The 11,740-nt window shown below is 71.7% G+C and carries 6 protein-coding genes; 4 read left to right on the top strand and 2 right to left on the bottom strand.

What is annotated here, in order from left to right:
- Positions 1-35: 35 nt before the first annotated feature.
- Together msuE and glnE are read right to left on the bottom strand one after the other, a co-directional pair.
- Positions 36-614: an FMN reductase gene (gene msuE, locus AVKW3434_RS15025; RefSeq protein WP_284406484.1), complete on the bottom strand. Its 579-nt coding sequence runs from the start codon at positions 612-614 to the stop codon at positions 36-38.
- A 418-nt stretch (positions 615-1,032) separates the two neighbouring features.
- Entirely contained in the window at positions 1,033-3,852 is a 2,820-nt protein-coding gene (gene glnE / locus AVKW3434_RS15020; RefSeq protein ID WP_284406483.1) for a bifunctional [glutamate--ammonia ligase]-adenylyl-L-tyrosine phosphorylase/[glutamate--ammonia-ligase] adenylyltransferase, read from the bottom strand.
- A gap of 102 nt (positions 3,853-3,954) precedes the next feature.
- On the opposite strand from glnE, the gene AVKW3434_RS15015 reads away from it, so the two are divergent.
- Genes AVKW3434_RS15015 through AVKW3434_RS15000 form a run of 4 tightly spaced genes read left to right on the top strand, consistent with a single transcriptional unit; the run spans position 3,955 to position 11,700 of the window.
- Entirely contained in the window at positions 3,955-8,217 is a 4,263-nt protein-coding gene (locus tag AVKW3434_RS15015; RefSeq protein WP_284406482.1) for a YhdP family protein, read from the top strand.
- Positions 8,217-9,032 carry a carbon-nitrogen hydrolase family protein gene (locus tag AVKW3434_RS15010; protein ID WP_284406585.1) on the top strand — a complete coding sequence of 272 codons (816 nt, stop codon included), beginning with the start codon at positions 8,217-8,219 and terminating at the stop codon, positions 9,030-9,032. Before AVKW3434_RS15015 ends, AVKW3434_RS15010 begins: the two co-directional genes overlap by 1 nt.
- Positions 9,029-11,071, top strand: coding sequence for a two-component system sensor histidine kinase NtrB (locus tag AVKW3434_RS15005; protein ID WP_284406481.1), 2,043 nt, complete (start codon positions 9,029-9,031; stop codon positions 11,069-11,071). The genes AVKW3434_RS15010 and AVKW3434_RS15005 overlap by 4 nt, the downstream gene beginning before the upstream one ends.
- The gene (locus AVKW3434_RS15000; RefSeq protein WP_272566580.1) at positions 11,071-11,700 is read left to right on the top strand and encodes a response regulator transcription factor; all 630 of its coding nucleotides are present in this window, start codon (positions 11,071-11,073) and stop codon (positions 11,698-11,700) included. Before AVKW3434_RS15005 ends, AVKW3434_RS15000 begins: the two co-directional genes overlap by 1 nt.
- Positions 11,701-11,740: the final 40 nt, after the last annotated feature.

The following is an 11,740-nucleotide window of genomic DNA, read 5'->3' as shown; positions in this document are numbered from 1 at the left end:
GACAGAGGAAGGGGGAATGGGGTGGCCGGCGGGGTTCAGGCCGCCTGCGCCAGGCGCAGCGCGGGCGCGGCCTGCGGCGCGATGCCGACCAGGGGCGCCGCACGCTGCACCGCCAGCACGATGCGCTCGCGCAGGGCGGCGCTGGCGATCTCGTAGCCCTGGAAGTCCTGCTCCGAGGCATACACGCCCAGCGGCAGCGTGCGCGCCTGGAAGAAGCTGAACAGCGGGCGCAGCTGGTGGTCGATCACCAGCGCATGGCGGTCGCTGCCGCCGGTGGCGGCCAGCAGCACGGGCACGTCGATCAGCGCCTCGTGGTGCACGAAGTCGAACAGGTGCTTGAACAGGCCGGTGTACGAGCCGCGGTAGACCGGGCTGGCCACGATCAGCAGGTCGGCCGATTCGATGGCGGCCAGCTCCGCTTCGACGGCGGCCGGCAACTGGCTGCGGTAGATCGCGCCGCCGATCTGCGGCGCCAGCGGCCCCAGCTCGATGGTGTGCGCCTCGATGGGCAGCGCCTCGCTGAGCGCGGCGATCAACTCTTCCACCAGCACCAGCGTGCGCGAGGGGCGCTGCACATTGCCGGAAACCGCCACTACCTTGAATTTGCGCGTCATGGGATCGAACCTTCCTGGTTTGCCCGGCGCGACCATCGCGGCGGGGGGATGGAATGGATTGAAGACCCAGCGGCGCGCCAGCGCTGCAAAGGAATCTGCGCATGCTTATGCGGAATCCGTGCGTGCCGGCAAGTGGTTGATTGGCAAGGGAAAACCCGGAAATCCGGGCCGATGCGCGGGGCGGCTGCGCCACGTGGCGGCCGCACCGCGTGCCGGGCCCGGCTGCCCGCCCAGCGGCAAATTGCGCAGTTTGCTGCTGCGGTGCTGGCCCGGGCGCAGGCCGGCGGGGCACGGGGGCTGCGGTCCGGGCGGCGCGTACCTGTCGCGCCGCCGGGGCCGGTTGCTATTATTTATATAGCAATCAGGGCATGTTCCACTAGGGCGTCGGGGCGAAAAGACCCCGAGCACCGGTGGAGGATCAGCCGGTGAACACCGCCCGCCACAGCGCCAACACCGCGTCGCGCTCGGCCTGCAGCGTGGCGGGGTCCACGCGCGTGGGCTGCTCGTTCAGGCGGGCGCGGTGCTGCACCTGGCGCAGCGTGCGGTAGGCCGTGGCGGCGGCCGTGCCCACGCCGTCGGGCAGGAAGCCGGCGGCCTCGGCGCGCTGCAGCAGGGTGATGTTGCCGCGGTTCTCGCGCAGGCCGGGGTGGGTGGCGGACTGCGACAGCACCAGGTACTGCAGGGCGAATTCGACATCCACCATGCCGCCCACGCTGTGCTTGACGTCGAACTGCCCGGCCGGCACCGGGTGGGCGGCGCGCACGCGCTCGCGCATGGTGACGATCTCCTCGCGCAGCGCGGCAGGGTCGCGCGGCGCGGTGATGACGGCCTCGCGCACCGCGTCGAAGCGCTCGCGCAGGTTGCGGCCGCTGCCCGCGGTCGCCTCGCTGCCTTCGGGCAGGGGCGCGAGCGGGCCGGCCGGGGCCAGGTCTTCGGTGCCCAGCAGGAAGCGCGCCCGCGTCATGGCCTGGTGCTCCCAGGTCCAGGCGGTGTTGCTGCCGCGCCGTTGCTGGTAGTTGGCGTACGCGGTGAAACTGGTCACCAGCAGGCCGGAATTGCCGTTGGGCCGCAGCGCGGTGTCGATCTCGAAGAGGTCGCCCTCGGCGGTCTTCACCGTGAGCCAGTTGATGAGCTTGCGCACGAAGGCCGAATACACCTCGGGCGCGCGGTCGTCGTCGTCGTCGAACACGAAGACGATGTCCAGGTCGCTGCCGTAGCCCAGCTCCTTTCCGCCCAGCTTGCCGTAGCCGATGATGGCGAACTGCGGCACCTCGCGGTGGCGGTTCTTCAGGCGGCTCCAGCACCACTGCGCGGTCACGCGCAGCACGCTGTCGGCCAGGGCCGAGAGGTCGTCGGCCACCTGCTCCACGGTGATGCGGCGCTCCACGTCGCGCGCCAGCGTGCGGAAGGTCTCGGCATGGTGGGCGCGGCGCAGCAGGTTCAGCAGGGTCTCGTCGTCGTCCTCGCCGGTCGATTGCAGCGAGGCGATGCGCAGCCCCAGTTCGTGCTCGAAGTCCTGCGGCACGAAGCGTTCTGCCAGCAGCGCGTCGCCCGCCAGCTCGTCGATCACGCCGGGGTGCTGCAGCATGTAGCGGGCGGGCCACTGCGCGGCGCCCAGCAGGTGCAGCAGGTGCTCGTGCACCGAGGGGCGTTCCAGCAGCAACGCTAGGTAGATGTCGCGGCGCAGCAGCGATTCGAGCCAGCCGATCAGCCGCACCACGGCGTCTTCGTTGACCTGGCCCTCGGCCAGCCAGCGCGCGGTGCGCTGCACCAGCCGCAGCAGCCGCTCGCGCGACTCGTCGCTCAGGGACTGCACGCGCGGGTGCGTGCGCCATTCGGCGACGCGCGCACGCACGGTGGGCGGCAGCTGCTCCAGCACCGCTTCCAGCTCGGGCGCGGCGGGCGCGCCTGCACGCGGGCCGCCGCAGCCGCCCTTGGTGCACTGCTTCTTGCCGGCGCCGCCCAGCAGCGTGTCGAACTCCTGCGCCACCAGTTCGCGGTGCGCATCGAGCTGGTGCAGGAAGGCGCAGGTGCCCAGGCCCAGGGTCTGGGCGATCCAGGCGAGGTCGTCGTCGCGCGTGGGCAGCACGTGGGTCTGCTGGTCGTCCAGGTACTGGATGCGGTGCTCCACCTGGCGCAGGAAGGTGTAGGCCGCGGCCAGCGCCTCGGCCGTCTCCTGCGGCATGAGGCCGGCGCGCGCGATGCGCTGCAGCGCCTCCAGCGTGGGGCGGCAGCGCAGCTCGGGGAACTGCCCGCCGCGCACCACCTGCAGCAGCTGCACGGTGAATTCGATCTCGCGGATGCCGCCGCGCGAGAGCTTCACGTCGTTGGCGCGCTCGGGGTGGCCGGCGCTGCGCTTGGCGGCGTGGTCGCGGATCTGCCGGTGCAGCGACCGCAGCGCGTCGAACACGCTGTAGTCCAGGTAGCGCCGGAAGACGAAGGGCAGCACCACGCCGCGCAGGGCCTGCACCGGCTCGCCGATGACGCTGCTGCGCGGCGCGACCACGCGGCTCTTGAGCCAGGCGAAACGCTCCCATTCGCGGCCCTGCACCTGCAGGTATTCCTCCAGCGCGGCCAGCGACACGGCCGCCGGGCCGGAGTTGCCGTTGGGCCGCAGCGCCAGGTCCACCCGGAAGACGAAGCCGTGCTCGGTGGTGTCGCCGATCAGGCCGTAGATGGCCTTGACGGCGTGGCCGAAGTACTCGTGGTTGGAGATGCGGTTGCGGCCCTCGGCGTTGCCGGCGGTCTCGCCGTCGTGTTCGTACACGTAGATCAGGTCGATGTCGCTGGACACGTTCAGCTCGCGCGCGCCCAGCTTGCCCATGCCGATGATCCACAGCTCGACCGGCTGGCCCTCGGGGCCGCGCGGGGCGCCGTGGCGGGCGTCGAGCGCTTCGCGGGCCTGCACGCAGGCCTGGTCCAGGGCCAGTTCGGCCAGTTCGGTGGTGGCCCGGGTGATGTCGGCCAGCGGCGCGCCCTGCTCGCAATCGAGGCGCACCAGCCGCTCCATCACCACCTGCCGCAGGATGCGCAGGGCCGTGCCGGTGTCGTGCCCGCGGGCCCGCAGGGCGGCCAGCGCCTCGGCCATGGTGGCCCGCGTGGGGGCGCCGGGCGGCAGCACGGCGAACGCGTCGGCATAGCGCCGGTGCAGCCGCTGGTGGAAGCGGGAATGGCTCGCCAGCGGGCCGTCGCCGGCGGCGCTGGGGATCTCTGGAACGTCAGTGCAAGACAGCGGCATAGCAAGGGCCCGGGGCCTGAAAACCGTACATAACGACACCGTTTGATGCTGAACCCGCACAGCGGGCGCGGGTCATAATTCCCTTCGCATCCCAACCCACCAATGATTGAACAGCCACCGAACCCCTCACGCCTGCTCCGATGCCTGGCAGGTCTTGCGCGGTGGTCCCTGGGCCTGCTCATCGCCTTCTGGCTGCTGGTGGCCGCCGCCTGGGGGGTGCTTCACGGCTGGATTGTGCCGCGTATCGGCGATTTTCGTCCGCAGCTGGAAGCCCATGCCACACGGGCGCTGGGGGTACCGGTGCGCATCGGTGCGCTGTCGGCCCGCTCCGAAGGGCTGGTGCCCACCATTGAACTGAACGACGTCGCCCTGCTGGACCCCCAGGGCCGCGAGGCCCTGAAGCTGCCGCGCGTGGTGGGGTCGCTGTCGCCGCGCTCGGTGCTGCGCATGGGGTTCGAGCAGCTGTACATCGAACGCCCCGAACTCGACGTGCGCCGCATGGCGGACGGGCGCATCTTCATCGCGGGGCTGGCCTTCCGCCAGAGCGCGGGCGGCGACAGCGCCGGGGCCGACTGGCTGTTCTCGCAAAGCGAGGTCGTGCTGCGCGGCGGCACCGTGCGGCTGACCGACGAGCAGAGCCAGGAGCCGCCCCTGGCCCTGGGGCAGGTGGACCTGCTGCTGCGCAACCGGGGCTGGCGCCACGGCCTGCGGATCGAGGCCACGCCGCCGCCGCAGTGGGGCGACCGGTTCAAGCTCACCGGGCAGTTCCGCCAGCCGTTCCTGACGACGCACGGTGGGTCGTGGCAGCAGTGGACGGGGCAGCTGTTCGCCGATTTCTCGCGCGTGGACGTGTCCCGGCTGCGCCACCATGTCCACATCGACGGCGTGCAGGTGGCCGAGGGCCGCGGCGCGCTGCGCGCGTGGGTCGACTTCCAGCGCGGGCAGTTCGTCGGCGGCACGGCCGACCTCGCCCTGGCCGGGGTGAACGCCCGCCTGGGAGAAGGCCTGGAGCCGCTCGCGCTGCAGTCCGTCGCCGGCCGGGTGGGCGGGCGGCGCCTGTCCGACGGGTTCGAGTTCTCCACCGAGGGCCTGCAGTTCACCACGCAGGACGCGTTGCGCTGGCCGGGCGGCAACCTCACGGTGCGGCACACCGGCGTGCAAAGCGGCAGCGAGCAGGGCGAACTGCGCGCCGACCGCCTCGACCTGGCCGCGCTGGCGCAGATCGCCAGCCGGCTGCCGCTGGATGCCGCCGTGCATTCCGCCCTGGCCGACTACACGCCGCGCGGGCTGGTGGAGGAGGTCAAGGCCACCTGGCGCGGCCCCCTGCAGCAGCTGCAGCAATACCAGGCACGCGGCAAGGTGACCGGGCTGGCGGTGGCCGACCAGCCGCGCGCCGAGGGCGCGGCCTCGCACGTGCCCGGCCTGCGCGGCGCGAGCGTGGAGTTCGACGTGTCGCAGGCGGGCGGCAAGGCCACGCTGGCCCTGGCGGACGGCGCCCTGGTGCTGCCCCACGTGTTCGAGGAAGGCACGGTGCCGGTGGACCAGCTGTCCGCGAACGTGCGCTGGCAGATCGAGGGCGAGCGCATCGCGGTGCAGGCCAGCGACCTGCAGTTTTCCAACGCCGATGCGCAGGGCGAGGCCCGGCTGAACTGGCACACCGGCGATGCCGAGCGTGGAGGCGCCCGGCCGCGGTTTCCCGGCGTGCTGGACCTGTCCGGCAGCCTGAGCCGCGCGGACGGCACCCGCGTGCACCGCTACCTGCCGCTGTCCATCCCGCAGGAGACGCGCCACTACGTGCGCGACGCGGTCACCACGGGCACGGCCAGCAACGTGCAGTTCCGCGTCAAGGGCGACCTGCACGACATTCCCTTCAACACGCCCGGGCAGGGCGACTTCCACATCGCCGCGCGCGTGAAGGACGTGACCTATGCCTATGTGCCGCCGCGCCTGCAGCACGCCAACGAGGCGCCGTGGCCCGCCCTCACCGAACTCACCGGCGACCTGGTCTTCGACCGCTCCACCATGGCCGTGAAGGGCGCCAGCGGCAGCTTCGCCGGCACGCCGAAGCTGCGCGTGAACAAGGTGGAGGCGCGCATTCCGGACCTGGCCCACACGGTGGTCGCGGTGAACGCCGATGCGCGCGGCCCGCTGGCGGACATGCTGTCGTTCGTCACCACCTCGCCGCTGGCGCGCCTGACCGGCAATGCGCTGGACAAGACCACCGCCAACGGCACGGCCGACCTGCAGTTGGCCCTGTCGCTGCCCGTCAGCCACATCGACCAGTCCAAGGTGCAGGGCAGCGTGACCCTGGCGGGCAACGACGTGCGCATCGCACCGGAGGCCCCGCCCATCGGCCGCGCGCGCGGCACCGTGCAGTTCACCGACACCGGCTTCACCCTGGCGGGCGTGCAGGGCCGCGCGCTGGGGGGCGACCTGCGGCTGGAGGGCGGCATGCGATCCCTGCCCGCGGGGGCTTTGCCGGTGGAGTCCTCCGTGCAGGTGCGCGGCCAGGGCGTGGCCACGGCCGAGGGGCTGCGCCAGGCGTCGCAATGGCCGGGTCTGGCGCAACTGGCCCAGCGCGCGAGCGGCAGCACGCCCTACACCCTGGCGCTGGGCGTGCGCCGGGGCACGCCGGAGGTGCAGGTGACCACCACCTTGCAGGGCATGGCGCTGGACCTGCCGGCGCCGCTGGGCAAAGCCGCCGAGGCCCTGATGCCCGTGCGGTTCGAGACGCAGCTCACGCGCGAATCGCTGGCGGCGGCGGCAGGGAGTGGCAACGGAAATGGCAGCGGCAATGGCACCGGTGCGGCGCCCCTGCACGAACACATGGCGCTGGACCTGGGCGCGCTCGGCTCGGTGACCTATGTGCGCGACATTGCCAACGCCGCCCAGCCCCGGGTGCTGCGCGGCGCCATCGCGCTGGGCCTGGCGCCCGGCGAGGCGGCGCCCCTGCCCGACCGCGGCGTGGTGGCCAATGTGCAGATCGGTGAGCTGGACGTCGATGCCTGGCAGGCGGCGCTGATGGGCAACGCCCCCGCGCGCTCGCCCCTGCTGGTGGCGCCTCCGGCTGCCGAGGCCGCATCGGCGGCCAGCACGCCGGCGAGTGCCGCGCCCGCTGCCCTGGCGGGCAACGGGACGGGCGCCGCTCCCGCGCCTTCCATCTCGCCCATGCAGGACTACCTGCCCACGCAGCTGGCCGTGCGGGCCCGGCAGGTGGACTTCCAGGGTCGCACGCTGCACGGCGTGGTCATGGGCGGCTCGCGCGAGGGCAGCACCTGGCGCACCAACGTGGACGCGCAGGAGCTGAACGGCTACGTGGAGTTTCGCCAGGGCGCGGGCAGCGGACCCGATGCGGGCTCCGGCCGGGTGTTCGCCCGCCTGTCGCGCCTGGCCGTCCCGCAGAGCGATGCCAAGGAGGTGGATGAGCTGCTGGCCGAAGAGCCGGCCGCCGGCGCCGGCACGCTGCCGTCGCTGGACATCGTGGTGGACGATTTCGTGCTGCGCGGGCGCCGCCTGGGCCGCATCGAGATCGAGGCGCAGAACCGCGGCGGCGACGGCGCCCCGCGCGAATGGCGGCTGTCCAAGTTCAACATCGTCGCGCCCGAGGCCACGCTCACGGCCAACGGCAACTGGGCGCTGCTGGGCAGCGACGGCGCCGCCGATGCGCGCCGCCGCACGGTGATGAACTTCAAGCTCGACATCCGCGACTCGGGCGATCTGCTCGCGCGCTTCGGCATGGCCGACGTGGTGCGCCGCGGCAAGGGCCGCATGGAGGGGCAGGTCGCCTGGATGGGCCCGCCGCTCACGCCGGACTACCGCACCATGTCGGGCCAGATGAACGTCAACGTCGAATCGGGCCAGTTCCTCAAGGCCGATCCGGGGCTGGCCAAGCTGCTGGGCGTGCTCAGCCTGCAGTCGCTGCCGCGCCGGCTCACGCTCGATTTCCGCGACGTGTTCAGCGAAGGCTTCGCGTTCGACTTCGTGCGCGGCGACGTGCGCATGGAGCAGGGCGTGGCCACCACCAACAACCTGCAGATGAAGGGCGTGAACGCCGCCGTGCTGATGGAGGGCAGCGCCGACCTGGACCGCGAAACGCAGGACCTGCACGTGGTCGTGGTGCCCGAGATCAACGCCATGACGGCCTCCCTGGTGGCCACGGCCATCAACCCGGTGGTCGGCCTGGGCAGCTTCCTCGCGCAGGTCTTTCTGCGCGGGCCGCTCATCCAGGCGGCCACGCAGGAGTTCCGCATCGACGGCACCTGGACCGATCCGCGCATCGAGCGCGTGCCCCGGCGCAAGCTGGGCAGCGCCGACCCCGCCGCCCGGCCGCCCACGGCCGAGTCCCCCACCGGAGACAAATCATGATGAAAGCCGCCGCATTGCAAATGGTGTCGGGCCTGCACGTGCCCGGCAATCTCGAACAGGCCCGCCACCTGCTGGAGCAGGCCGCCGCCGAAGGCGCCGAACTGGCCGTGCTGCCCGAATATTTTTGCGCCATGGGCGCGCGCGACACCGACAAGCTCGCGCTGCGCGAGCCCTACGGCGAAGGCCCCATCCAGCGCTTTCTGGCCCAGGCGGCCCGGGAGCTGGGCCTGTGGGTGGTGGGCGGCACGCTGCCGCTGCAGTGCGAGAGCCCGCACCACGTGCGCAACACCTCGCTGGTGTTTTCGCCGCAGGGCGAGTGCGTGGCCCGCTACGACAAGATCCACCTGTTTCGCTTCGACAACGGGCGCGAGCGCTTCGATGAAGCCGCGGTGATCGAGGCGGGCAACACGCCCGTGCGCTTCGAGCTGACCGCGCGCGACGGCACCCTTTGGCGCGTGGGCCTGTCCGTCTGCTACGACCTGCGCTTTCCCGAGCTGTACCGCCAGCATGCACGGGCCGGGGCCGACCTGCTGCTGGTGCCCAGCGCCTTCACCCACACCACGGGCGAGGCCCATTGGGAGTTGCTGCTGCGCGCCCGCGCGGTGGAGAACCTCGCCTATGTGCTGGCGCCGGCGCAGGGCGGCCTGCACGAGAACGGCCGCCGCACCTGGGGCCACAGCATGGTGGTCGATCCGTGGGGCACCGTGCAGGCGCAGGTGGCCGAAGGCCCGGGCGTGGCCCTGGGCGTGCTCGATGCGGCGCGGCTGCAGCAGGTGCGCCAGCAGCTGCCGGCGCTGGACCACTGCATCCTGTGACCGACGGCGAGCCGTTCCTGTGGCCCTGGCACCGCTGGCGCAGCGCATGGAAGCGCTGGTCGCTGTGGGCCCTGCTCGTGCTGCTGGTGGCGGGCATGCTGGTCACCCAGGTTTGGCTGGCCGGCCGTTACGAGGCGAGCGAGGTGCAGAACCGCCTGGACCGCGACGCCGCCGATGCCGTGGCCGACATCCGCCAGGGTTTCGCCCACAACCTGCAGAACCTGCAGGCGCTGCACGTGGGCACGCCGGACCTGGCGAGCTGGGAGTCGCGCGCGGCCGCCTTGCTGAGCGTGCGCCGCGAACTCGTGCGGCTGGAATGGCGCAGCCCCACGCTGGAAGTGCGGGCCCATGTCGAGACCCCCTACCGCCCGGTGCAGTGGGACGCCGAGATGCGCAGCGGCATGCATTCCAACATCGCGCTGGCGTGCGCCAACGCGCGCCGCGTCTCGGGGCCGTCGTACTCCGGCAGCTACTTCCAGCCCCAGGGCGACGGCCGCGGCTCCGAGATGATGGAGCTGTGCCTGCCCCTCATGCAGGATGGCCGCAACGAAGGCTTCGTGGTGGCCACCTATTCGCTGCACAACGTGCTGATCGACTTGGTGGTGCCCAGCCTCAAGCGCGGGCAGGAGGTGTCGTTCACCGAGGCCGATGGCACCCGCCTGGCCATGGTGGGCGCCAGCCGGCGCGGCACGCGCCTGTTCAGCTCGCAGCAGCTGTTCGACCTGCCGGGCGCCACGCTGGTTCTGCGCATGGACAGCTGGCACAGCGCGCCCAGCGTGTTCCCCAATGTGCTCACCGCGCTGGTGACGGCCATGTCGATCGCGCTCGTCACCGTGCTGGTGGTGCTCGTGCGCGACAACCGGCGCCGGCTGCGCGCCGAGCGCGACCTGGGCGATGCGCTGGCGTTCCGCAAGGCCATGGAGGATTCGCTGGTGACCGGTCTGCGCGCGCGGGACCTGCAGGGGCGCATCACCTATGTGAACCCGGCCTTCTGCGAGATGGTGGGGTTCACCGCGCAGGAGCTGCTGGGCCAGAGTGCCCCGGTGCCCTACTGGCCGCCCGAGTTCGCCGACGAATACCGCCAGCGCCAGGCGATCCGCCTGTCCAGCCTGCACCCGCCGCCGCGCGAAGGCTACGAATCGACCTTCATGCGCAAGGACGGTGTGCGGTTTCCGGTGCTCATCTTCGAGGCGCCGCTCATCAACGCGCAGGGCCTGCACACGGGCTGGATGAGCGCGTTCCTGGACGTGAGCGAGCAGCGCCGCGTCGAGGAAATGTCCCGCGCCTCGCAAGAGCGCCTGCAGGCCACCGCGCGGCTGGCCACCGTGGGCGAGATGGCATCGCTGCTGAGCCATGAGCTGAACCAGCCGCTGGCCGCCATCTCCAGCTACGCCTCGGGCTCGCTCAACCTGCTGCCGCCGGGCGGCGGGCCGCCGCAGGAGCCGCTGCACGACGTGCACGTGGCGCTGCAGCGCATCGCGCAGCAGGCCGAGCGCGCGGGCCGCGTGATCCGCAGCGTGCACGACTTCGTGCGGCGGCGCGACCAGTCGCGCGAGGTGGTCTCGGTGCACGACCTGCTGGAGGCCGTGATGCCGCTGATCCGCCTGCAGGCACGCAAGCTCGAAGTCTTCGTGAAGATATCGGTGGATGCCGACCTGCCCCCGGTGCTGTGCGACCGCACCATGGTCGAGCAGGTGCTGCTGAACCTGGCGCGCAATTCCATGCAGGCCATGGACGACCCCGCCACGCCCCAGCGCATCCTGGAACTGCGCGTGCGCCGCGCCGCATCGAATGCGCACAATGCCTGGCTGGAGTTCATGGTCATCGACCGGGGCTGCGGCATCGCGCAGGACGTGGGCGAGAAACTCTTCACCCCCTTCTTCACCACGCGGCCCGAGGGGATGGGCCTCGGCCTGAGCCTGTGCCGCACCGTGGTCGAGCAGCACGGCGGCTTCCTGGGCCACGCGCCCAACGAGCCCCGTGGTACGGTATTCACTTTCACCCTGCCTGCTGCCAGCGCGGACAGCAGCCACCCCTGATGGAACCCGTCTCCAACGCCACCGTATACATCGTCGACGACGACTCGGGCGTGCGCGAAGCGCTCGCCTGGCTGCTGCGATCGCGCCGCCTGCCCAGCGAGTCCTTCGACAGCGCCGAAGCCTTCGAAGCCATGCTCGACGAGCGCCCCCCCGCGCGCCAGCCCTGCTGCCTGCTGCTGGACGTGCGCATGCCGGGCATGAGCGGCCTGGCGCTGTTCGACCGGCTGGCCGAGCGCCGCCTGATCGATGCGATGCCGGTGATCTTCCTCACCGGCCACGCCGACGTGCCCACCGCCGTGGCCACCGTCAAGCGAGGGGCCTTCGACTTCTGCGAGAAGCCGTTTTCCGACAACCTGCTGGTGGACCGCATCGAGCAGGCCCTGGCCCAGTCCGCGCAGCACATGGAGCAGGTGCGCCAGCACAGCGACCTGCAGGTGCGGCTGTCGGAGTTGACGGAGCGCGAGCGCGACGTGATGCGCCTGGTGGTCGAGGGGCTGCCCAACAAGCTCATCGCAGACCAGCTGGACATCAGCGTGCGCACGGTGGAGGTGCACCGCGCGCGCGTGTTCGACAAGATGCAGGTCAAGTCGGCCGTGGAACTGGCCAACCTGCTGCGCGCCGCGCACTGAATGAACGCCGCAGGGCGCCGAAGCGCCCTGTGAAAGCCAC

Source organism: Acidovorax sp. SUPP3434, assembly GCF_030159015.1.
GTDB lineage: Bacteria > Pseudomonadota > Gammaproteobacteria > Burkholderiales > Burkholderiaceae_C > Paracidovorax.
The sequence above is the reverse complement of the archived record's forward strand: the minus strand, read 5'-3'. Positions and strand labels throughout refer to the sequence as shown.